The sequence below is a fragment of the Brucella pseudogrignonensis genome (genome assembly GCF_032190615.1).
GTDB lineage: Bacteria > Pseudomonadota > Alphaproteobacteria > Rhizobiales > Rhizobiaceae > Brucella > Brucella pseudogrignonensis_B.
Genome location: NZ_JAVLAT010000001.1, coordinates 1,641,958 through 1,664,528, shown reverse-complemented (window position 1 = coordinate 1,664,528; position 22,571 = coordinate 1,641,958). Strand labels below are relative to the sequence as shown.

The following is a 22,571-nucleotide window of genomic DNA, read 5'->3' as shown; positions in this document are numbered from 1 at the left end:
GTGCTTCGAAAGGCATCTGATTAAATATTCATATTCATGCTCGCAGCTTATACCCGCAAAGCGTATCTAAATGATGATCACGCCAATAGGTTGCATCGCCATGCACAAGCTGCATCATCACGGATTTTCCCATTTGTGATTTTGCACGTGGCGATTCAGCACGTCGAGTTAAATTTCGGTAATGCTGACAATGCTCCAGAACCAGATTGTTTAAACTTGGAACCGCAATTGCCGTTGGAATTATCTTTTGCAGGCATATATAGATGGCAACATTTGTAACGATATTATTCATTCAGAAACTCCCCTGATGGAATGTTGCATCTCCTGCGAACAATCCGTCGATATGGATTGTGCGTATGACGGCCATAGAAAAGACCATGGAATCCGGTGGAGTTGCAGCAGAGATTGCTGCGCGTGCACCGGCTATGGCCTCAGCACAAGACGATAATACATCGCCCAAACAGTTTACCCGGCTGCGCTGGCGTAACCGCCTGTCCAGCAAACTTCTTATCTTAACGGCACTTGCCGTTCTGATTGCCGAAGTTCTGATTTTTGTGCCATCTGTGGCCAACATGCGCGTGCGCTGGATGAACGCACGTCTTGATACGGTGGAAGCAGTCAGCGAAGTGCTGGTTGCCAGCGGCAATATCGATATTCCGCGTGAAGTGCAGGACAAGGTTCTGCTTGCCACCGGCACCAAAGCGATTGCCCTGCGAAATGCTGGTGCCTCTAACCTGCTTGCTATGAGCGACATGCCTGGCCCGATCGATCAGGTGATTGATCTTAATAATATCAGCGAAGCGGCTGCCATCTGGGATGCCTTTGGCACACTGTTTAATGGCGGCGACCGGACTTTACGAATTTATGGATCGGTTCCACCCAACGACCCATCAGGGCAGATTATTGAAATCGTCACATCTGACGCACCGCTTCGCCATGCGATGCTCAGTTATGCGAGTAACGTCGCTCTCATCTCGTTGCTCATCTCCATTATTGCGGCGAGCCTTATCTATCTCATCATCCATGAAATGCTGCTGAGGCCTGTCCGCCTGATGCATCGCAACATGATCGACTTTGCGTTATCGCCTGACAATCCAACCAAGATCCTGGTTCCAGAAGATCGCAAAGACGAGTTCGGTGTGGCTCAGCGTCAGATCGCCCATATTCAGGCAGATTTGCAACGCACGTTGAAAGAACAAAAACATCTCGCTGATTTGGGTCTCGCCGTTTCCAAGATCAACCACGACATGCGCAATATCCTTGCTTCAGCGCAATTGATGTCTGATCGGCTCGCGGACACGCAAGACCCGGCAGTCAAACGTTTTGCGCCGAAGCTTATTCACACGCTTAGCCGTGCGATCAGTTATTCCGAGAGCGTGATGGCTTATGGGCGCTCGCAGGAACTGCCACCAACGCCGCGCCGTATCCAGCTTCATGCTGTTGTTCTTGATGTTCAGGAGACACTCAATCTCAGCCAGCATCCCGGAATCGAATTTGAAAACCTGATAGCGGAGGATTTCGAACTCGACGCTGATTCCGAGCAGCTGTTCCGTGTGCTTTGTAATTTATGCCGCAATTCGGTGCAGGCAATGGAGCGCGACCACACCAGCGATGTTGCCACCGTCAAGCGCCTGACCCTTTCTGCAGGTCGTATCGGGACCACGGCGATCATCGGTGTTGAGGACACCGGCCCCGGCCTGCCACAAAAAGCACGCGACCACCTATTTAAGGCCTTCAAAGGCTCAACACGTAGCGACGGGACTGGCTTGGGGCTCGCGATTGCCCAAGAACTGGTCCGCGCCCATGGCGGTACAATCGAGTTACGTGAAGATCGCCCCATCGGCGCACATTTCGAGATTCGTCTCCCCGACTTGCCGCACATGAACGAAAGACGCCCTAACCAGCACGCAAACGGCGCTATTTAGAAAATTTTGCAGCATGATTCCCTCAATGAAGAGGGTTTCATCAGCTGATTTGAATATTTCCGGCGCGCAATACGGGTTTTCCCCAGCTGCGAAGGGTTTGAAAAAGCCCGGAAAACCGCGGCTTGTAAAGAAAACTTCACATAAGCGCATTTTTTTCCAAGAAGGCGCTTGCATTTAGCCATGGGTCCGATTATCAACCGCCCATCGCCGCAGACGACGCGGCACACAGGCAAGCACCCGTAGCTCAGCTGGATAGAGCACCAGACTACGAATCTGGGGGTCAGAGGTTCGAATCCTTTCGGGTGCGCCATTTTCTCTTTAAAAACATATCGTTCAATAGTTAAAACGATTGTTTTATTTACCTTAAAAACATCCTGAATTTCTATCGGTAACAGCTTTGAACGTCATTTACGTTTGATAGATAAGCTAGAAGCGCCACGTTTATTTTCCCAATCTGAAAACTGCTAGAGCGCATCCCGAAAAGTGTGAAACGGTTTTCGGAACAAGATGCGCTTGCAAAACAAAGAGGCAGAGCATCTCTAATGATCCAATGAAAACTGGAGATGCTCTAAACGCGATCAAATATTTACAATGCAATCACATGTGGTAGCAGCTCAGAATCAATTCATTTGAAGACGAGAATAATGAATAGCGCTACATGCAGTTAAAGACGCCTGTATGCACAATCTCCATCCATTGAGGACCGAGAATGGCTCTTGCAGAAACTGCTTGAAATGCGCCCGGCTCCCCCTCCCTAAACATGCGTATCATGAACTCATGATCAAAGCTGCCCGTCGTGACAATGTCGGACCTATGCCGAGTCGTGACTTTATAAGACAATGTCTCATCATCAAAATCAGCTTTAGCACGCGTTTTAGTAGCTCCGGGTAAAATGTGCGTTTGCACATTGTTGGAGCTCGATGCGCCCAAAACAATGTATTTGTCATATCCAGCTTTAATGGTCTCAACCGCAGCCTGTTTCTGTGCAGCGATCAAAGCGCCGTGCGCTCCACAAACAGGGTCAGCACTAGATTGCACCATCACCTCACGCTCCGACAATCTAGCCGAACCTGAACTGACACAACCGGATGCAAACAACACGGAAAAACAAACAAGAAATATATTCAATTTCATCAACAACAAGACTCCAAATATATCATTAAATTTAAAGTTAATTTTATAAATTAACCTATTCTATAAACGAAAAATGTCTAAAGTTGGTCTATTTTTACTGTAAGTCTATATGAATATTGCACACAATATCATGGCAGCAATAATAATCGAGTTTAAAAAGCCAGAAAATCGCGCGCGAAACGACACGAATAAACATTCATAGATATTATTGAAAAGCGCTCTATACTTAAAAAGGAGAAAAACTGGTGCTGCGAGAGAGGATTGAACTCTCGACCTCTCCATTACCAATGGAGTGCTCTACCACTGAGCTACCGCAGCATTCTCTTGAACGCGGCGGACTTCTGACACATCATCGCACAAATCGCAAGCAACCAAATGCAATTATTTTGACATAATGTGGAAATCTCCCAAAGGCAGCTATAAAACCCACTTTTCGCGGGCAATGCGCCGTAGTACAAAGACCCCATGAGTGAAAAAGACACCAAAAACAACGAGCAGCGCCAACCGGACCCGCGTGAAAAACGGCGCGCAGAGCAACTGCGCGCGAATCTGATGCGCCGCAAAGTGCAGTCGCGCTCCCGGCGAGCGGGCGATGCAGACGAGCGTAATGACGGCATTACGGCCGGCAAACAGGATCAGGATTGAGATTTGTTGCGCTTAATCAGGATTTGCAACTTTAGAAACTGTTTTTTTAGCGAATACGTATGTTGTGAAGCCTTCCTTGAAGATAGGGAGGAGCTGTTATAAAAGCGCAATTAATCTCTTGCTGGCGTCACTGCACGACTATGATTCGTGATCGACGTAATTTCGCCGCAGGATCAGTCAATTTCATATTGCAACACTGCGAGTCCCAAGACCGCAGTTTTTGCAATTATCGATTACCGGGCAACGGCTTCGGCCCAGAAGGTGAAACAGCATGGATCGCATCAAAATCGTCGGCGGCAATAAGCTTAATGGCGTCATTCCTATCTCTGGTGCGAAAAATGCAGCACTTCCGCTGATGATTGCTTCGCTTCTCACCGACGATACGCTGACGCTTGAAAACGTGCCACACCTCGCCGATGTCGAGCAGCTCATCCGTATTTTGGGCAATCACGGCGTTGATTATTCAGTCAATGGCCGCCGCGAACATCAGGACGGTTCCTATTCGCGCACCATCCATTTCACGGCCCGCACAATTGTCGATACCGTCGCGCCTTATGAACTGGTGTCCAAGATGCGTGCAAGCTTTTGGGTTATCGGACCGCTTCTGGCGCGTATGGGCGAAGCGACCGTATCGCTGCCTGGCGGTTGCGCGATTGGTACGCGCCCGGTTGATTTGCTGCTTGAGTGCCTTCAGGCGCTTGGTGCCCAGATCGACATTGAAAACGGTTATGCCAAAGCACGCGCGCCCAAGGGTGGTCTTGTTGGCGCACGCTATCGCTTCCCGAAAGTCTCGGTCGGTGCAACCCATGTCATGCTGATGGCAGCGGTGCTTGCCAAGGGCGAAACCATTATCGAGAATCCTGCCCGCGAACCGGAAGTCGTCAATCTTGCCGACTGCCTGAACGCAATGGGTGCAAAAATCACGGGTGCTGGCACCGAGACAATCCACATTCAGGGTGTAACCAGTCTGTCGGGCGCGCGCGTTCGCGTCATTCCTGACCGCATCGAAACCGGCACCTATGCCATGGTTGTGGCAATGACTGGCGGTGATGTTGTGCTCGAAGGTGCAGAGGCAAGTCAGCTGACCGCAGCACTTGATGTCCTGCGCAAGGCTGGTGCGGAAATCAACGAAACCAATAGCGGTCTTCGCGTTGTGCGCAATGGCCATGGTATTCATCCGGTTGATGTTACCACGGATCCATTCCCCGGCTTCCCAACCGATCTTCAGGCACAGTTCATGGGCTTGATGACAATGGCCAAGGGTACCTCGCATATTACCGAGACAATCTTTGAAAACCGCTTCATGCATGTGCAGGAACTGGCACGTCTTGGGGCAAAGATTTCGCTGTCCGGCCAGACTGCAACTGTCGAAGGCGTCGAGCGCCTCAAGGGTGCGCAGGTTATGGCAACCGATCTGCGCGCTTCAGTTTCGCTGGTAATCGCTGGGCTTGCAGCCGAAGGCGAAACCATCGTCAACCGCGTCTATCACCTTGATCGTGGCTTTGAACGTCTGGAAGAAAAGCTCTCGCGTTGCGGAGCGAATGTCGAACGCATCAGCGGTTAATCATTTACAAGCCGGAAATCAGTTTCCGGCCTTTCTTTCGCACCTAAAGCGTGTCGCAATTTATCGTATTCGATCGACACGCTTTATCTTTTTGTTTTTACGCTTGTCGTTATCGGATCGTAGCGGGATCAGAAATCAGTCCAGTGGACTGATTTCCCCGCGAAGACGGTCCCCACTTTTCCGCGACATGCTTTAGCTTATTCATCAACAGGCTGAAAAGCCTGTCGATTTTTTTGTGGCTACATGTAAAGTTACTTCCAGCATCATTTTGAGAATAGCAGGGAATGATACCAGATATGGAAATGTTGAAGCTTGTGGCGCTGGATGAGGAAGACTTGCAGGTCCTGTCCGCCCATCTTCAGGATGCGGTTCTGAAAGTATCAGACCTGCAATATCTGGCGACGGATAAGCGCTTTGTCCTCACGCTCAACCGTTTCGCGTGGGAAAAAGCCAAGCCAAAGCTGTTCCGCAAGCCGCAATATCAGCGTCGCCGCACCGCTTTGCATTTTAATCGCGTTACGGCGGTGAAAGGCAGCGGCGTTGACCGGCAGAAAACCGAAGAAGTTCTTTCGCTGCTGGCTATCCGCTTTATCGCAGGCGAAGCACCAGCCGGAACTTTGGAACTGACTTTCTCGGCAAATGCCGCTATCCGTCTCGATGTAGAATGCATTGAAGCGCAGCTAACAGATCTTGGTCCAGCATGGGAAACAGCCTCCGTGCCAAAACACGAAGCCTGATTGCCGCTTTGACCATAGGGGCTTTGCCCAGACTGAAAATGACTGATAATTAAAGGAATACCAGCGTGGCCACGACGCTCAGACAAAACGATCCTGATTTTGAACAGACGTTTGCAGCTTTCCTCACAGGCAAGCGCGAAGTTTCGGAAGATGTTGATCGTGCTGCGCGCGACATCGTTGATCGTGTGCGCCGCGAAGGCGATGCTGCACTGATTGAATATTCGCAGCGTTTTGATCGCATTGATCTGAAGAAGACCGGCATTCGTGTGACGGAAGCTGAAATCGATGCGGCTTTTGAAGAGGCACCAGCCTCGACCATCGAGGCACTGAAGCTCGCCCATGAGCGCATTGAAAAGCACCACGCGCGTCAGCTGCCAAAAGACGACCGCTACACCGATGCACTTGGTGTGGAACTCGGTTCGCGCTGGACGGCAATCGAAGCGGTCGGGCTTTATGTTCCGGGCGGCACGGCAAGTTATCCAAGCTCGGTGCTGATGAATGCCGTGCCAGCAAAGGTTGCAGGCTGCGAGCGCATCGTGATGGTTGTCCCCTCGCCCGATGGCAAGCTGAACCCGCTGGTTCTGGTGGCAGCACGTCTGGCCGGTGTTTCGGAAATCTATCGTGTTGGCGGTGCGCAAGCTGTTGCGGCACTCGCCTATGGCACAGAGACCATTGCCCCGGTTGCAAAGATTGTTGGCCCCGGCAACGCTTTCGTGGCCGCAGCCAAACGCATCGTGTTTGGCACGGTCGGCATCGACATGATCGCCGGACCATCGGAAGTGCTGGTGATTGCCGACAAGGACAACAATCCAGACTGGCTGGCCGCAGACATTCTAGCACAGGCCGAACACGACACGGCTGCGCAATCGATCCTGATGACCAATGACGAGGCCTTCGCAAAGGCTGTCGAAGAAGCCGTCGAACGTCAGCTCAAAACTTTGCCGCGTGCTGAAACAGCCGCCGCAAGCTGGCGCGATTTTGGTGCAGTCATTCTGGTCGATGATTTTGAAGCGGCCATTCCGCTGGCCAATCGGATTGCTGCTGAACATCTTGAAATCGCCACCGCTGACCCGGAAGCGCTTTTGCCAAAAATTCGCAATGCTGGTTCAGTGTTTATCGGCGCTTATACGCCAGAAGTGATCGGCGATTATGTCGGCGGCTGCAACCACGTTTTGCCAACGGCACGTTCGGCACGGTTCTCGTCAGGCCTGTCGGTTCTGGATTACATGAAGCGCACCTCGCTTCTGAAGCTCGGCCCCGATCAGCTGCGCGCACTCGGACCGGCTGCCATTGAAATTGCCCGTGCCGAAGGCCTTGATGCTCACGCACAATCCGTCGCCATTCGGCTTAATCTATGAGGAATCATGACCGCTGGCGTTCCTAATGCCCGATTGATCGACATCGAGCTGGATGAGTCCATCGGACGCTCGACGCCTGATGTCGAGCATGAACGCGCGGTCGCGATTTTTGATCTGGTTGAGGAAAACACATTCTACCCGGTCGGCGACGATGTGGGCGGTCCCTACAAGCTCAAACTGTCGCTGATGGAATCACGCCTGATTTTTTCGATCATGCGCGAAAACGACGACACTGTTGCGACTCACATTCTGTCGCTGACGCCTCTGCGCCGCGTGGTGCGCGATTATTTCATGGTCTGCGAAAGCTATTATGAAGCGATCCGCTCCGCCAGCCCCAGCAAGATCGAAGCCATCGATATGGGACGACGTGGCTTGCATAATGAAGGATCGCAAGTTCTGCAAACCCGTTTGAACGGCAAAATCGAAGTCGATTTCACCACCGCACGGCGTCTTTTCACGCTTGTTTGCGTGCTGCACTGGCGGGGCTGATCCTTGATGCCGATTGAGGACGTGACTGCACCATCAGAAGAAGTGAAAGCCGCCAAACGGCCAACCTCTGTGCTTTTTGTCTGCGGAAAGAATGCGATACGCTCACCCATTGCCGAACTTCTTGCCAGAAAACTGTTGCCATCCAATATGTTCATTGCTTCCGCCGGCGTGCAGCGCGGCGAGCGCGATCCCTTTGTTGATGCTGTGCTTGTTGAAGAAGGCTTGTCGCTTGATGACCGTCAACCACGCGGGCTGGAAGAACTGGCAGATGGTTATTTCGACCTGATCATTACACTGACCCCGCTTGCACATCATACAGTGCTTGAAAAAATGCGTGGTTTCTCAGTTGATGTGGAATATTGGCCCACACCTGACCCAACGCTTGTGACAGGCAGCCGCGAGCAGATCATGGATGCTTATCGTGATGTGCGCGACCGGCTAAAGCGCCAAATTACGCAGCGTTTGGCCCCAAATTAACAGCCTCACAGCCTAATCCAATTCCGTTGTTCACAAATGCCGTCTAATCATATAGGTTCCGGCCAAATTTAAAGCTATGGCCCGGTTTCAGGCCAATTTATCGTAGAAAGAAATAGGTATCGTATGCCGAAAGAAGAAGTCCTAGAGTTTCCAGGTGTTGTTACGGAACTGCTGCCAAATGCAATGTTCCGCGTAAAGCTCGAAAACGACCACGAAATTATTGCTCACACTGCTGGCCGTATGCGCAAAAACCGCATCCGCGTTCTCGCAGGCGACAAGGTTCTGGTTGAAATGACCCCTTACGACCTGACCAAGGGCCGTATTACCTACCGCTTCAAGTAAGCCTCACTTCGCTTTTCAGGAAAACTGGTGTCTATGAGCGCGCAACATAAGCTGGTTCTTGCCTCCGGCTCTCCCCGCAGGATTGAGCTTCTGGGGCAAGTCGGCATTGAGCCGGATCATATTCAGCCGGCTGATATTGACGAGACGCCTGAGCGTAGCGAACATCCGCGTTCGCTCGCGCGTCGTCTTGCGCGCGAGAAGGCAAAGGCTGCACAGGAACAATTGCAGGGCGATGAAAATTTCGCCAAAGCTTTTGTGCTGGCAGCTGATACGGTTGTCGCGGTTGGTCGCCGTATTCTGCCCAAAGCAGAAATCACGGACGAAGCGCGGGAATGTCTGCGTCTTCTGTCGGGGCGCACACATAAGGTTTTTACCGGCGTCTGCCTGATCTTGCCCAATGGCAATTTGCGCCAGACGCTTGTTGAAACGCGTTTGCGTTTCGAGCGCCTGACACGCAAACAAATGGATGCCTATCTCGCTTCCGGCGAATGGCGCGGCAAAGCTGGTGGCTATGCCATTCAGGGCCTTGCTGGCAGCTTTGTGGTCAAGCTGGTTGGCTCTTACACCAATGTTGTCGGGCTGCCGCTTCAGGAAGTTGTAAGCCTGCTGGCTGACGGTGACTATCCGGTTTATGCAAACTGGGAAAGCGGCAAGGTCTGAAATTTCTATGAGCGACAAGAAAGACATATCGACAGCACCGGACGCACGTGTCACACCGTTGCGTCCGACACGCCCCTGCCCTGAATGCAGCAAGCCATCGACGCGTGATTCTTATCCGTTCTGCTCGCCGCGCTGTAAAAGCATCGATCTCAATCGCTGGCTTTCGGGAAGCTATGTCATTCCAGGAAAAACGATTGAAGAAGAGGAAGAAAACGACAACTGACGTTTTCTTGTGTCTAATGCGCGTTGCATTTTGTCTTAATCAAACAACACGCATTAGCCTTTTGTTTTTTAAGCATGTCTCTATCCCAAAACCGGTCCCCACTTTTGGGAGACATGCTATAATTTCCACAATCAAAACGGTGCTTTAGCGTGTTTATAAGAAATATTATAAAAAGTGCGATAGGGTGCTGGACAGCGCGAAATTTAATGCTATAACGCACCCACTTCCGGCGGACACCAACACCGCCACACGGTGAGAAATCGCCTGCAGGATGCCCGGATAGCTCAGTTGGTAGAGCAGCGGATTGAAAATCCGCGTGTCGGCGGTTCAAATCCGTCTCCGGGCACCATCGCTTTTAAAAAAATCAATATTTTGTATGTTGAAAAATATTGCTCCCTGGTGTTTGACGTTTTTGGGTATCGGTTGCTTGAGTGAGATACCCGCGTTACATCGGTTCAATGTGAAGGAGTTCATAAGAATCAGGGCCTTAATAAAGCATCATACAGGATGCCCCTCTTCCAGCAATTGCTTAGACACGTTGGAAAGGCCATGACTTCGGCAGCGCAATAAACAAGTGGTTGCATTCGTTCCAGCTATTTCCTACGTGTGAGCCCATTGGACGTAGACCTGCTACGGGATTTATGAGCTCATGACGACAAAATTTCAGAACAGATTAATGTTGTCTGCGATCTCGAACAATCAGTCCGTCTTTCCTTTGATGATGGATGCTCGCTCAGACGATGCCATCGGGTTGCTGCACCGCTAAGCGGCCAGCGACCCCAAAAACCAATCACCCTGAATTATCGAAGTTCTACCTTTTTAAGGTAGTTCCATGGTTGGGATTTATCATGGCTATCTGGACTGAGCTTGCTCGGGCCAGCAACATTGCTGGCGACGAGATCTTATTGCGTCAACGGGATGATATTTTCGAAATCCGGTACAACGGCCTCGAACTCATGTCGAATATAAACTTCCAGTCAGAAACGGTTCTGGCGGAGCGTTCAATCCGATTATTGGATACATCGCCTAAGAATGTTTTGATCGGCGGCCTAGGTATGGGTTTCACACTGAGAGCAGCTTTAGACATGCTCACCGCACGAACAAGCGTGACAGTGTGCGAATTCGTACCTGAAATCGTCGATTGGAACCGTCATAATATTGGCCATCTGGCGAATTTTCCGCTCAATGACCCTCGTGTAAACATCGAAGTTGCCGACGTTATGCAAACGCTGAAAGCAAGTCGCTCAAGCTTTGATCTCATCTTGATGGATACAGATAATGGACCGGATTTTCTGGTCAGAAATGAAAATGATGCAATCTATGCAAAAGAAGGGCTATCAACTGTTATAAATGCATTGAGACCAGGCGGCATAGCGAGCTTTTGGTCCGCAACACCTTCTCACTCTTTTGAAGAGCTTCTTGATGAGATGCAAATGTCATGGGAGCGTCACGACGTATCCCTGATCAGCGGTCGATCCGATGCTTTTCACTTCATCTATTTTATAACGAAGTTCGGGGGCATAACCACTCCATATGCGGCAAAACATCACGTTAGCCCTTCAACATTGGCCCTATGATCCAGTGATAAAAGGGGACGGCGCCGAAGCCGACCCCTTATTGCCGCACCAAGCCTATCCGGTTCGCCTGCTTGCTATCCCGTGCACAGCGCAATGGGCCTGATTCGTTGTATTGCTGAAGCCCTGATTAAAACCGTCACGCACAACCGAACGGATATGGCTATTCGTGAAATCACTGCCGGGCGCATTGCAGGCGCTTTCGTGCTTCCGGCTGGCGCTCTGATGAGCTGCTTTCTTTATCGTCCATTCTTAAGCGCAACTTTGTCCGAAAGCCGTTTCCAACTTTTCGGGTTGCGCTTATATAAAAGCGCGCCATTGATCTGACGCGCTTTTGTCTTTTAGAAAATACAAGCTTACTGCTTAACATATTCCAGCGTCAGCGTTTCAACACCAGCTGACAGCGCAGTACCCTTTTCGGTGTCTACAGCAAGCGGCTGAAGTGTGAATGCCTGACCAGTTCCGCCAACCAAAACCTGCACACCTGCACCGAGGCCAAGGCTTGCATCTGCTTCAGCGCCGGCATAGGTCCCGGCCAGTGCGCCCGGTTCGACGGTGGTCGTTGCAGCCAGAACAGTCCATGTCATCTGGCCGCCAGTGGTTTCACCAAGCTCCAGACCATATTGATCGATAGAACCCTTGTATTGCTGTGACAGGCCATTGCCGTTGGAAAGTGTGCAGCTGACCTTCTGCTTCTGTTCAATGATCAGGCCAATGCCCGCAGAAACATCGCAGGAAAGCACACCAACTTCTGCACTCACCTGCGCATAACCAGAAGTGGCGGTTGCAAGAAGAACAGACACACCAAGCGCCCAAATTGCCTTTTTCATCATGACCCCTTTTTCCAAATCACATTCCGCAGTCTTGCGAGGAACAGACTATTCGTAAGCGATCAATAATAAAAATAGAACTTAAAAATGCGGGTTAGTCCGGTCTTAGCGCGACTAGAGAAAAATAAAAAAAGGCAAGGCCGTGCTGCGAAATATCTTCGACAGCGCGGCCTTGATCATCCAAGAACAGGATCACGACTTGAACGTATATTCCGCAATCGACTGTGGTTTCATTTCAATCGAGAAGCCCGGCAGCGATGGCGGCATATAAGCCGCATCCTTGATAATGCACGGCTCGATGAAATGCTCGTGAAGATGATCGACATATTCGATGACACGACCATCCATGGTGCCGGAAACGGCAACATAATCGATCATGGATAGATGCTGCACATATTCACACAGGCCAACACCGCCTGCATGTGGCCAGACCGGCTTGTTGTATTTTGCAGCAATCAGCAATACGGCCAGAACTTCATTCAAACCACCCATACGACAGCTGTCGATCTGCACGATGTCGATGGCGCCTTCGGCGATAAACTGCTTGAACATGATGCGGTTCTGGCACATTTCGCCGGTCGCAACCTTCACGTCGCCAATGGCTTCGCGGATTTTGCGATGACCTGCAACATCATCCGGGCTGGTTGGTTCTTCGATAAAGAAGGGCTTCGAGAAAGCAAGCTTGTTGACCCACTCGATCGCCTGATCGACTTCCCAGACCTGATTGGCATCGATCATCAGATACCGATCCGGGCCGATCACTTCGCGCGCGATGGTAAGACGGCGAATATCGTCTTCGAGGTCGCGGCCAACCTTCATCTTGATGTGGTTGAAGCCTTCATCAATCGCTTCCTGACACAGACGACGCAGCTTGTCGTCGTCATAGCCCAGCCAGCCCGCCGAGGTCGTGTAGCAAGGATAGCCGGTAGCTTCTAGCTTCGCGATACGCTCAGCCTTGCCGCTCTCTGCTTTGCGCAGAATCTCAATCGCTTCATCGCGCGTCAGCGCATCGGTGAGATAGCGATAATCGACGATATCGGCAATTTCTTCCGGCGACATATCGGCCACGAGCCGCCAGACGGGCTTTCCCACCTGCTTTGCAGCGAGGTCCCAGAAGGCGTTGACGACGGCACCGGTGGCGAGATGCATCGCGCCCTTGTCCGGGCCGATCCAGCGCAGCTGGCTATCGCCAGTCAGGTAACGCCAGAACTTGCCGGGGGCCGCGAGGAAATCATCCATCGAGGAGCCGACAACCAGATGGCGCATGGCGAGAATGGCCTGACAGCAGATATCATTGCCGCGACCAATGGTGAAGGTGAGGCCATGGCCTTTCAGTGCCTCGTCATCCGTATCGAGGATGACATAAGCTGCCGAGTAATCCGGGTCCGGGTTCATTGCGTCAGAGCCGTCCAGACTTTGTGAAGTCGGGAAGCGGAGATCGAAGACGCGCAGATCAGTGATTTTCGTCATAATTTATCCGTGATCAGAGCATGCTCCCTTCCCGCGAAACGGGTTCAGGGAGCATGTTCAAAAGAATTAAACGTCAGCGCGCACGTTCTGCTTCTGTGTGCCGAGACCTTCGATGCCGAGTTCGACAACGTCACCAGCCTTGAGGTAGCGCGGTGGTTTCATGCCCATGCCAACACCGGGAGGCGTGCCAGTGGAGATGATGTCACCCGGCTGCAACGACATGAACTGCGACAGGTAGGAAACCAGATGACGCACGCCATAGACCATGGTCTTGGTCGAGCCGTCCTGCATGGTTTCACCGTTGACGGTGAGCCACATTTTGAGGTTTTGCGGATCAGCAACTTCGTCCTTCGTCACCAGCCATGGGCCAGTTGGGCCGAACGTGTCGCAGGATTTGCCCTTGGTCCACTGACCAGCACGTTCGATCTGGAAAGCGCGTTCTGAGACGTCATGCAGCGTGCAATAGCCAGCGACATAATCAAGCGCATCCTCTTCAGAAACGTATTTCGCAGTCTTGCCGATAACGATGCCGAGTTCGACTTCCCAGTCGGTCTTTTCCGAACCGCGCGGGATGAGCAGATCATCATTCGGACCTACGATGGCCGAAGTTGCCTTCATGAAGATAACTGGTTCTGGCGGAACAGCCATGCCGGATTCTGCTGCGTGGTCAGCATAGTTGAGGCCGATGCAGATGAACTTGCCGGTGCCTGCAACGCAAGGGCCGAGGCGCGGGTTGCCTTCGACCTTCGGCAGTGCATTCACATCGAGCGAACCAAGCTTAGCAAGAGTTTCAGGGCTGAGAACCGCACCTGACAGATCGCTGACATGGGCGGAAAGATCACGGATATTTCCGTCTGCATCGAGAAGGCCTGGCTTTTCCTGACCCGTTTCGCCATAGCGAAGAAATTTCATAAGTTTACTCCTTGTGGGGATGCTGAATTGGTAACAATAGGGCGCCTAAGGCTGGTTGAGATTCTGGTTATGGTGTGCCGAAAATGGTATTTTTCGAGAACCGGAGCGGAGTGTACTTAAAGGTACATGAGCCTAGGCAAGCGTAGAAAAACGCCATTTGCAGGCCGCCAGAGACTGAATATCGGCCACCCTAAATGGTCCAGCCACCGTCGATGTTGTAGGCCTGACCGGTGGTGTAAGTCGCACCTGCGAGATAGACTGCGAGATCGGCAATTTCTTCCGGCTGACCGATACGGCCAATAGGCTGACGCGCGATGAAAGCCGCGCGCTGCTCTTCATAATCGCCCTGCGCACGCAGGCGATCCTGCAGCGACGGACTTTCAACCGTACCGGGGCAAATGGCGTTGCAGCGGATACCCTTGGCAACATAGTCGGCAGCAACCGCCTTGGTGAGTCCAATGACAGCTGCCTTGGTGACGCCATAGGCAAAGCGGTTCGGTACGCCTTTGACGCTCGAAGCAACGGACGCCATATTGACGATGGCGCCATCCTTGCGCTCCAACATGCCCGGCAGCACGGCCTGAATGGTGCGGATCATCGCCTTGATGTTGAGATTGATCGCGAAGTCGAGGTCTTCGTCCTTCATTTCCAAAATCGAGCCGCCATGGACGACGCCCGCGCAGTTGAACAGGATATCGACCTGACCAATCTCGGCAACAAGTGCCTTCACGGCTGCATCATCAAGCACGTTGAGCTTACGGGTGATGATTCCCGAAACGCCCTCGAGTTCCTTGAGAGCGCTCTCGTTGATGTCGGTCGCATAGACCTTGGCACCCGCTTCCGCAAATGCCAGCGCACTCGCACGGCCAATGCCCTGAGCAGCCGCTGTGATGAGTGCGGTTTTTCCATCAAATCGTATCGTCATAGTCATGCCTTCCGTTCAACAAGCAGGATGTGGTCGCAAGCAAGCACCACTTCATCCCGCTGATTAAGCACTTCGCACCGCTCGGTCACGCGGCCCATATTTGCCCGCTTCGGGTCGTCTTCCTTTGCACTGATCGTCACGCGCGTGCGGATCGTATCGCCAATATGCACCGGACGCACGAACCGAAGGCGGTCATAGCCATAGGAAAACGCAACAGGGTTAATAAGCGTCGCAGTCAGGCCGACGCCGATTGCAAAGACCATCGTGCCATGCGCAATGCGCTGACCACCAGGCAGAGTTTTTGCAAATTCCGCATCCATGTGGTGCGGAAAGAAATCGCCCGTATGACCGGCATGAACCACGAAATCGGTTTCGGTGATCGTGCGGCCATAGGTTATGCGCTGAGCCTCAAGCTCATAATCTTCAAAATAGATTACCTGTTCAGACATGATCAAAACTCCGGTTTTGCAGCAAGCGGCGTCGCAGGCGCAGCGCTCGACTGATAGGCCGCTTCAACCAGTGCCATGGTGTGCCATGCATCTTCGACCGAGCCGATCAGCTCCGCATCTTCACCAGTGGCGAAGCGCTGCAACTGCGCCATGCGGTTTAAGAATGCGTCCGGGAACCAAGCGCCTTGAAGCTCTACCTGCACCCAATCGTCGCCGCCTTTTGGCTTGATCCAAAGCTCGTCCGGTTCGCCGCGTGGATAGTCGAGATTGACGCCGAGTTTCACATAGGCCGCACCCTCAGTCCCGCAAATGCGGAATTCGCAGGCCTGAAATTTGCGGCCAAAATCATGGTCGTGATTGATCGACAAAGAGCAACGCACGCGGTTGCCATAATCGAGGATTGCGGCTGTGCGGGTCTGTGCGACTTCGTGGTTCGGATGGCCGAGCGTCTTAGCGTGAACGCCTTGCGGATTGCCGAGCAGACCGCGCACAAAATCCAGATAATGGATTGAATGCATGGCGATCTCAATACGCGGCAGACCTTTGAGGAACGGCCACAGACCCCAAGGGGTCGCAAGCGCCAGCCATGCGTCGAAATCCACCACTTCGCCAAGCAAGCCCGTATCAACGGCATCGTAAAGTGCCAACATCATCGGCGCGAAACGAAGCTGGAAATTCACCGCAGCTTTGAGATTGCGCGCACGGCAGACTTTCAAGATTTCCGTTGCGCTATCCAAGTCACTGCCCATCGGCTTCTGAATGAGGACCGCTGCACCTTCCGGCAGTTGCGACAGGATCGAAGCATGGGCTGAGGGCGGCGTTGCCAGATCGAAGATCGCGCCTTCCACGGCAAGTGCTTCTTCAAGATTTGCGAAAGCCTTCACGCCCCATTTGTCGGCAAGCGCTGAGGCTTTCTCGAAATTGGGATCGAAAATGCCCGCAACCGGAAAGCTGCCCTTTTTATAGGCTGGCAGATGCGCATCGCCGACAATGCTGCCTGCGCCGAAAATCACGATTGGTTTTGGTTTAGCAGGCTTAGCCCACCACTGGCGCAGGGTTTTCGGATCAAAGACCTCAGTCATGATGGAACACCTCCTCCATCATCGCCCACCACTCACCCTCTTTGCGGGTTTCGAGCGGCATCTGGCATGGCATACAAACAGACCACCATTCCTGATTTTTAGGACTTGCAGCCATCTTCTTCATATCGGCATCAAAGTCGGTGCCGACATAGTCCCATGTGCCAAACAGCAGGTTTTCCGGCTCTTTGAGAAAAATCGTGTAATTGGTGATGTTGCATTCCGAGATGAGCGCAAGAATTTCTGGCCAGACACTCGCGTGCAGCTTCTTATATTCTGCGATCTTCTCAGGCTTTAGCCCGATAACCATGCCCATTCTTTGCTTCTGGCGCTGCGTCATTACGACCTCACGATCTCGCGGGTGAATTCGGCAACCGACCGCGCGCGCACGGCATCCCAATCCCACGAAATGCCAATACCCGGTTCGGACGGCGCAATGGCGTGGCCATCGCGAATTTCCATGCCCTTGGTGGTCAGGTCATCAAGCTGCGGAATATATTCGACGTAGCGCCCGTTTTGCACGGCACAGGTGAGGCTGACATGCAGCTCCATCAGGAAGTGCGGGCAGACCGGCATGTCGAAGGCTTCAGCAGCGTGCGCCACTTTCAGCCATGGCGTGATGCCACCGATACGCGCCACATCCACCTGCACGATGGAGCAAGCGCCCTTCTGCATATATTCGCGGAAATGGCGGATCGAATAGATCGATTCACCCACCGCAATCGGTGTCGGGGTGGAACGGGTCAGGCGGATATGGCCGTCCAGATCATCGGCCGGAAGTGGTTCTTCGATCCATGCAAGATCGAGTTCTTTGAGGCGCTCGGCACGGCGGATCGCTTCATCCACGCTAAAGCCCTGATTGCAGTCGGTCATGATTTCAAAGCCGTCACCCACGGCTGCACGAACAGCCGAAAGACGTGCATAATCTTCCGAACCATGCGGCTTGCCGATCTTGACCTTCGAGCCGGAAAAACCCTTGGCCTTGGCCTGCAATGCATCCTCGACCAGTGCTTCTTTCTCGATATGCAGCCAGCCGCCTTCGGTCGTGTAAAGCGGACAGCGATCTTTGGCACCACCTGCAAGCTTCCACAGCGGCAGGTTCTGTTTCTTCGCACGCAGATCCCAGAGGGCCGTATCGATTGCAGCCAACGCCAAAGCGGTAATCGCGCCAATGGTTGTGGCGTGGGTCGCAAATTCGAGCTTGCGCCAGATCGCCTCAATGCAATCCGCATCCTCATCGATGATCAGCGGTACCAGATGGTCGTTCAACAGACGAATGACGGACGAGCCGCCGGTGCCGATGGTATAGCTATAGCCCGTACCCACCGCCCCATCGCTGTCGGTGATGGTGACGATTGGTGTTTCCTGACTGACAAAGCTCTGGATCGCATCGGTGCGTTTGACCTTCGGCGGAAGGTCAACCATGCGCAGTTCGACTTTTTCAATCCGTGCCATGATTAAACCGCCAAGCTCTTGCCGCTCGCCGCATCAAACAGATGCGCCTGCGACAGATCAAAATGCATGGAAATCACTTCACCGGAATTAAGGTACCGCGGGTTGAGCATACGCGCCACCCATTCCTTGCCCGCAAATTCGACAAAGACCAGCGTTTCATTGCCAAGCGGCTCGGTGATCGATACGCGCAAATCCTGCTCGTACGATGTTCCGGCATCACCCGACGACAGGCCGTGGCCAGTCGGGAAAAGATCGTCGGGGCGCAAACCAAATGTGACTTTCGCGCCGTCGGTAACATTCGCTTTAAACTGCTGTGGCACCGGCAAGCGCTGATCATTGGCGAAGACCAGTTCCGCGCCTTGAACGGTTGCCTCGGCCATATTCATCGGCGGCGAGCCAATAAAGCCCGCAACAAACTGCGTGGCTGGACGCTTGAACACTTCATCCGGTGTGCCCACCTGCTCAATATGGCCATCGCGCATGATGACGATGCGGTCGGCCAGTGTCATGGCCTCAACCTGATCATGCGTCACATAAACCACGGTTGACTGCACCTTGGCATGAAGCTTCTTGATCTCCGTGCGCATCTGCGTGCGCAGCTTCGCATCGAGGTTGGAAAGCGGTTCGTCGAACAAAAACACTTCCGGGTTGCGTACAATAGCGCGGCCCATAGCAACGCGCTGGCGCTGACCGCCCGAAAGCTGTGCCGGACGACGTTCCATCAAGGCTTCGAGGCCAAGAATGGCAGAGGCTTCATTAACGCGGCGGTCAATTTCCGCCTGTGGCTGTTTGGCGATCTTGAGCGAGAAGCCCATATTTTCACGCACCGACATATGCGGATAAAGCGCATAGGACTGGAACACCATGGAGATGTTTCGATCACGCGGCGGCAGATCGTTGACCACTTTGCCGCCGATTTCGAGCGCACCATCGGAAATGCTCTCAAGACCTGCGATCATGCGCAGCGTCGTGGACTTGCCACAGCCGGACGGGCCAACAAGCGCTACAAATTCTTTGTCGGCGATTTCGAGATTGATGCCATGCACCACTTCAACAGTGCCATAACGCTTAACGAGATTTTTAATGGAAAGCTGAGCCATTGTACTATCAACCTTTAACCGCGCCGAACGTCAGACCAGCAACAAGATGCTTCTGAACGATGAATGTGAGGGTCAGCGCCGGAATAATCATCACGACCGCCAGCGCGCACATGCCACGCCAGTCGATGGTGAATTCAGCGGTGTAATCGAGAAGACCGACTGGAAGGGTCTTGGAATTGACCGAGCGTGTAAGCTGGGAAGCCAGCGCATATTCGTTCCAGGACGTGAGGAAGGCGAAGATGCCTGCGGTCGCAATGCCGGGACCGGCCAGCGGAAATTCCACCTGCCAGAAAGCCTGCCAGCGCGTACAGCCGTCAATCTGTGCTGCTTCCGCCAGATCCTTCGGCACCTGACGAAAAAAGCCGTCAATCAGCCAGATCGTAAACGGCACATTGAGCGCCACGTAGGTGACGATCAGGCCGAAATGCGTGTCGATGATGCCAATGCGCGAATAGAGCATGAAGAGCGGCAACGAAAGCGCAATGCCCGGCACCGAGCGCGTCAACATGAGGCCAAGAAAGGTTGTTGACTTGCCCCAGAAACGGAAGCGCGCAAAGGCATAGCCACCCGAAACACCGACAATCAGCGCGATGATGGTGGAGGTGACCGAGATAATCAGCGAGTTGCGGAAATAATCCCAGACCGGAATGCCGCCGCCGCCAGCACCAGAAAACATCGCATAATAAGCATCAAGCGTGATTTCCTGCGGTATCCAGACCGGCGGCTTTGCCATGATTTCAACCGGCGGACGCAGCGAGGACAAAACGATCCACAAACCGGGCAGGCAGATGATTGCCATCGCCAGAAACAGGCCAATGAGGTACGCGACTTTCTTGACGCGACGCAGCAGGCGATGCTGATCATTAGAGAGTGTTTTGGAAGCCATGATTACCACTCCGCTCCGATTTGCGCGCGTGCGGCTGCAAGCTTGCGGAAGAACATTACGGTGAAGAGGATCGAGAGCAGGATCGCGACATAGGCCATGGCATTGGCAAGTCCCATCTGCGCATCCGAATAGGCGGTGCGTCCCACCAGCGTCCAGATCAGCTCAGTTCGTCGTGCCGGGCCACCATCGGTCATGATCTTCACGATGTCATAAGCGCGCGCCACATCAAGCGAACGAATGGTCATCGCGATGAAAGCAAATGGCATCAGATAAGGCCAGATGACATAGCGGAACGTCTGCCATGGCGTGCAACCATCAACGCGCGCGGCCTCAACCGGATCCTGCGGCATCGACAGAAGACCACCCAGAATAAGGATCGCAAATACGGAAGTCGACATCCACACTTCTGCCAGCATGATGGCAATCAGCGCCAGATTGCCATCGATCAGCCACGGAATAGCCTGGCTGGTAATACCGAGCGATTGCAGTGCATTGTTCACAAGACCGATATTGTCGTTGAACATGAACTTGAACTGGAAGCCGACGAGAACCGGCGAAAACATCATCGGGAACATCATCAGCGTGCGCAAAACGCGCTGGCCATGGGTGGCCTTGTTGATGAGCAGCGCCAGCCCTAGGCCGAGCAGCATTTCCAGATTAAGCGCGATGGTGAGGAACACAACCGTGCGAATGAATGCAGCCCAGAACACCCAGTCGGTCATGATGCGCTGATAATTGCGCAGACCGATGAAGGTAAACAGACTGTCAGGGCGCGTCAGCCGGAATGGCGTGAAGCTCGAATAAAGCGAAAGCGCGAGGGGAAACAGAACCACCGCTGCGAGAATGATGAAGGCCGGAAGCAAAAGCAGAACCGGCGGGGAAATACGTTTAAACATTGTTCTTCCGAGGCAGTGGAGCAGCGAGAAACCCTGTCAAAACGGCCCGCCAATCGGTTTCCCAAAGGCGGGCCATAATATGATGCGGCAAAATCAGAGCTCGCCTGCGTCCTCAAGGATCAGCGTTGCCTTCTTGGCTGCATCATCAAGGGCCTGCTGCGAGGTCTTGTCACCCAAAATTGCCGCCTGAAGTTCAGGATAGACCGCGTTGGAAATCTCGATCCACGAAGGCGTCTGTGGAACCGGGAATGCGGTCTTTGCCGTTTCTTGGAACACCTTAAGCACTTCCTTCTTATAAGGATCGGAAGCTGCCTGTTCGACCACGTACTCCCAAACAGCGGTACGGGTCGGCAGCGTTCCGGCAGCCGATTCCTGCTTCTGCGAATCCTCGTTGGTCAGGAACCAGACGAGCGATGCAGCCGCGTCCTTGTTGTCACAGGATTCTGTTACCGAAAAACCATGATGGCCTGACCAGCCGGTGCGCTTGCCAGCGGATCCTTCAGGCGCAACAACCACACCGACATTGCCAGCAACCTTCGACGACTTTGGATCGTTGAAGTAGGTCGCCCAGCCTGGCCAGTCGAGATTGAGCGCGATGGTGCCCGACGCAAAACCAGCGCCCAGCTCATCCCATAGATAATTGGTTGTACCAGCAGGAACAGCCTTGTCCTTGTAAAGATTTACAAACCAGTCGAGCGCTCGCACACCGGCTTCCGAATTGAAAGCTGGCTTGCCTTCGCCGTCCAGATATTCGCCGCCTTCAGCGACCAGCATTTCATAGAAACGGCCATTGATGGCTTCTTCCTTACCTGCAAACTGCGTGCCGTAGAAATTCGGCGGATCAGCAAAGAACACAGCCTGATCGGATACTTCCTTCCAGGTCTTAGGCGGCGCGAGATCGTAACCGTATTTTTCCTTAAACGCTGCCTTCTTCGCATCGTCTTCGTAGAGACTCTTTTGATAATAGAGCGCTGACACGTCGAACTGCGCACGCGGCAGCATGACCAGCTTATCGTTGAGCGTGGAAGCTTTGATCGTGGACGGAACAAAACCTTCCAGTTCCTCTTTTGGCAGCAGAGCGGTCAGATCTGCATAAAGGTCGGGATATTGTGGGGCAAATGAGGAGTGGTTCGAACCGACGCACCAGTTGATAGAACGCGAAGCAATGTCCGACTTGATTTCCTTATCCAGCTCGAAGTGGTTTTTCTTGGAGAGAATATTGACCTTCGCACCGGTCGCTTTTTCCCATTCAGCAATGCGCGAATAGAGCGCCTCATACTGCTGACCGCCGATCAGCTTGGCGTTGATTGTCACGCCTTCAAATTTACCCGGAAGATCTGCAGCCCCCGCAGAAATCATCCCTGTCGCCAGCAGAACTGAGCCCGCCAGCACAGATGTCGTAAAATTCCTCATGCTTTCCTCCTCAATGACGGACACTCCC

Annotated in this window: 25 protein-coding genes and 3 tRNA genes; 13 read left to right on the top strand and 15 right to left on the bottom strand. The window is 53.0% G+C overall.

The window, feature by feature from the left end; translation table 11 throughout:
• Nucleotides 1–34: 34 nt before the first annotated feature.
• Nucleotides 35–292: a hypothetical protein gene (locus tag RI570_RS08035; RefSeq protein ID WP_313827884.1), complete on the bottom strand. Its 258-nt coding sequence runs from the start codon at nucleotides 290–292 to the stop codon at nucleotides 35–37.
• A gap of 85 nt (nucleotides 293–377) precedes the next feature.
• On the opposite strand from RI570_RS08035, the gene RI570_RS08030 reads away from it, so the two are divergent.
• The gene (locus RI570_RS08030) at nucleotides 378–1,925 is read left to right on the top strand and encodes a sensor histidine kinase (protein ID WP_409558653.1); all 1,548 of its coding nucleotides are present in this window, start codon (nucleotides 378–380) and stop codon (nucleotides 1,923–1,925) included.
• A 233-nt stretch (nucleotides 1,926–2,158) separates the two neighbouring features.
• Nucleotides 2,159–2,235 (top strand) — tRNA-Arg (locus RI570_RS08025).
• 344 nt (nucleotides 2,236–2,579) lie between these two features.
• On the opposite strand, the gene RI570_RS08020 is transcribed toward RI570_RS08025, so the two are convergent.
• Together RI570_RS08020 and RI570_RS08015 are read right to left on the bottom strand one after the other, a co-directional pair.
• Nucleotides 2,580–3,062, bottom strand: a complete 483-nt coding sequence (locus RI570_RS08020; RefSeq protein ID WP_313827882.1) for a hypothetical protein — start codon at nucleotides 3,060–3,062, stop codon at nucleotides 2,580–2,582.
• 240 nt (nucleotides 3,063–3,302) lie between these two features.
• Nucleotides 3,303–3,377: transfer RNA gene (locus RI570_RS08015), tRNA-Thr, on the bottom strand.
• A 147-nt stretch (nucleotides 3,378–3,524) separates the two neighbouring features.
• Here RI570_RS08015 and RI570_RS08010 point away from each other — a divergent pair.
• From RI570_RS08010 to RI570_RS07960, 11 genes are all read left to right on the top strand, one after another.
• Nucleotides 3,525–3,704 (top strand): hypothetical protein, encoded by a 180-nt coding sequence (locus RI570_RS08010; protein WP_313827881.1) that lies wholly within the window; start codon nucleotides 3,525–3,527, stop codon nucleotides 3,702–3,704.
• Nucleotides 3,705–3,975: 271 nt separating this feature from the next.
• The gene (gene murA, locus RI570_RS08005; RefSeq protein WP_313827880.1) at nucleotides 3,976–5,268 is read left to right on the top strand and encodes a UDP-N-acetylglucosamine 1-carboxyvinyltransferase; all 1,293 of its coding nucleotides are present in this window, start codon (nucleotides 3,976–3,978) and stop codon (nucleotides 5,266–5,268) included.
• 296 nt (nucleotides 5,269–5,564) lie between these two features.
• Entirely contained in the window at nucleotides 5,565–6,005 is a 441-nt protein-coding gene (locus RI570_RS08000) for a DUF2948 family protein (protein ID WP_313827879.1), read from the top strand.
• Between the two features lie 65 nt (nucleotides 6,006–6,070).
• Nucleotides 6,071–7,363 carry a histidinol dehydrogenase gene (gene hisD, locus RI570_RS07995; protein ID WP_313827878.1) on the top strand — a complete coding sequence of 431 codons (1,293 nt, stop codon included), beginning with the start codon at nucleotides 6,071–6,073 and terminating at the stop codon, nucleotides 7,361–7,363.
• A 6-nt stretch (nucleotides 7,364–7,369) separates the two neighbouring features.
• Nucleotides 7,370–7,852 (top strand): UPF0262 family protein, encoded by a 483-nt coding sequence (locus RI570_RS07990; RefSeq protein ID WP_313827877.1) that lies wholly within the window; start codon nucleotides 7,370–7,372, stop codon nucleotides 7,850–7,852.
• A 6-nt stretch (nucleotides 7,853–7,858) separates the two neighbouring features.
• On the top strand, nucleotides 7,859–8,329 hold the full coding sequence (locus tag RI570_RS07985) for a low molecular weight phosphatase family protein (RefSeq protein ID WP_313828596.1): 471 nt from the start codon (nucleotides 7,859–7,861) through the stop codon (nucleotides 8,327–8,329).
• A 123-nt stretch (nucleotides 8,330–8,452) separates the two neighbouring features.
• The gene (gene infA, locus RI570_RS07980) at nucleotides 8,453–8,671 is read left to right on the top strand and encodes a translation initiation factor IF-1 (RefSeq protein WP_007873428.1); all 219 of its coding nucleotides are present in this window, start codon (nucleotides 8,453–8,455) and stop codon (nucleotides 8,669–8,671) included.
• Nucleotides 8,672–8,704: 33 nt separating this feature from the next.
• Nucleotides 8,705–9,331, top strand: coding sequence for a Maf-like protein (locus RI570_RS07975; RefSeq protein ID WP_313827876.1), 627 nt, complete (start codon nucleotides 8,705–8,707; stop codon nucleotides 9,329–9,331).
• Nucleotides 9,332–9,338: 7 nt separating this feature from the next.
• On the top strand, nucleotides 9,339–9,554 hold the full coding sequence (gene yacG, locus RI570_RS07970) for a DNA gyrase inhibitor YacG (protein WP_250039037.1): 216 nt from the start codon (nucleotides 9,339–9,341) through the stop codon (nucleotides 9,552–9,554).
• A 273-nt stretch (nucleotides 9,555–9,827) separates the two neighbouring features.
• Nucleotides 9,828–9,903, top strand: a tRNA-Phe gene (locus RI570_RS07965).
• A gap of 376 nt (nucleotides 9,904–10,279) precedes the next feature.
• Complete coding sequence (locus tag RI570_RS07960; RefSeq protein WP_313827875.1) at nucleotides 10,280–11,131, top strand: hypothetical protein; 852 nt, start codon at nucleotides 10,280–10,282, stop codon at nucleotides 11,129–11,131.
• Nucleotides 11,132–11,484: 353 nt separating this feature from the next.
• Here RI570_RS07960 and RI570_RS07955 read toward each other — a convergent pair whose 3' ends face one another.
• From RI570_RS07955 to RI570_RS07900, 12 genes are all read right to left on the bottom strand, one after another.
• A complete protein-coding gene (locus RI570_RS07955; protein WP_313827873.1) occupies nucleotides 11,485–11,961 on the bottom strand; it encodes a DUF992 domain-containing protein in 477 nt (158 codons plus the stop codon).
• A gap of 189 nt (nucleotides 11,962–12,150) precedes the next feature.
• Nucleotides 12,151–13,428: an L-fuconate dehydratase gene (locus RI570_RS07950; RefSeq protein ID WP_313827872.1), complete on the bottom strand. Its 1,278-nt coding sequence runs from the start codon at nucleotides 13,426–13,428 to the stop codon at nucleotides 12,151–12,153.
• Between the two features lie 66 nt (nucleotides 13,429–13,494).
• Nucleotides 13,495–14,340, bottom strand: a complete 846-nt coding sequence (locus RI570_RS07945) for a fumarylacetoacetate hydrolase family protein (protein WP_313827871.1) — start codon at nucleotides 14,338–14,340, stop codon at nucleotides 13,495–13,497.
• A gap of 190 nt (nucleotides 14,341–14,530) precedes the next feature.
• Complete coding sequence (locus RI570_RS07940; RefSeq protein ID WP_313827870.1) at nucleotides 14,531–15,265, bottom strand: SDR family oxidoreductase; 735 nt, start codon at nucleotides 15,263–15,265, stop codon at nucleotides 14,531–14,533.
• Nucleotides 15,266–15,267: 2 nt separating this feature from the next.
• The gene (locus RI570_RS07935) at nucleotides 15,268–15,714 is read right to left on the bottom strand and encodes a MaoC/PaaZ C-terminal domain-containing protein (RefSeq protein ID WP_313827869.1); all 447 of its coding nucleotides are present in this window, start codon (nucleotides 15,712–15,714) and stop codon (nucleotides 15,268–15,270) included.
• 2 nt (nucleotides 15,715–15,716) lie between these two features.
• Complete coding sequence (locus tag RI570_RS07930; protein ID WP_313827868.1) at nucleotides 15,717–16,796, bottom strand: Gfo/Idh/MocA family oxidoreductase; 1,080 nt, start codon at nucleotides 16,794–16,796, stop codon at nucleotides 15,717–15,719.
• Nucleotides 16,789–17,133 carry an L-rhamnose mutarotase gene (locus RI570_RS07925; protein WP_313827867.1) on the bottom strand — a complete coding sequence of 115 codons (345 nt, stop codon included), beginning with the start codon at nucleotides 17,131–17,133 and terminating at the stop codon, nucleotides 16,789–16,791. Before RI570_RS07925 ends, RI570_RS07930 begins: the two co-directional genes overlap by 8 nt.
• Nucleotides 17,133–18,248: a mandelate racemase/muconate lactonizing enzyme family protein gene (locus RI570_RS07920; RefSeq protein WP_313827866.1), complete on the bottom strand. Its 1,116-nt coding sequence runs from the start codon at nucleotides 18,246–18,248 to the stop codon at nucleotides 17,133–17,135. Before RI570_RS07920 ends, RI570_RS07925 begins: the two co-directional genes overlap by 1 nt.
• A 2-nt stretch (nucleotides 18,249–18,250) precedes the next feature.
• Nucleotides 18,251–19,348, bottom strand: a complete 1,098-nt coding sequence (locus RI570_RS07915; protein ID WP_313827865.1) for a sn-glycerol-3-phosphate ABC transporter ATP-binding protein UgpC — start codon at nucleotides 19,346–19,348, stop codon at nucleotides 18,251–18,253.
• 7 nt (nucleotides 19,349–19,355) lie between these two features.
• Nucleotides 19,356–20,234, bottom strand: a complete 879-nt coding sequence (locus tag RI570_RS07910; RefSeq protein WP_250039051.1) for a carbohydrate ABC transporter permease — start codon at nucleotides 20,232–20,234, stop codon at nucleotides 19,356–19,358.
• A 2-nt stretch (nucleotides 20,235–20,236) separates the two neighbouring features.
• A complete protein-coding gene (locus RI570_RS07905) occupies nucleotides 20,237–21,130 on the bottom strand; it encodes a sugar ABC transporter permease (RefSeq protein WP_313827864.1) in 894 nt (297 codons plus the stop codon).
• A gap of 93 nt (nucleotides 21,131–21,223) precedes the next feature.
• A complete protein-coding gene (locus RI570_RS07900) occupies nucleotides 21,224–22,543 on the bottom strand; it encodes an extracellular solute-binding protein (protein ID WP_313827863.1) in 1,320 nt (439 codons plus the stop codon).
• Nucleotides 22,544–22,571 lie beyond the last annotated feature (28 nt).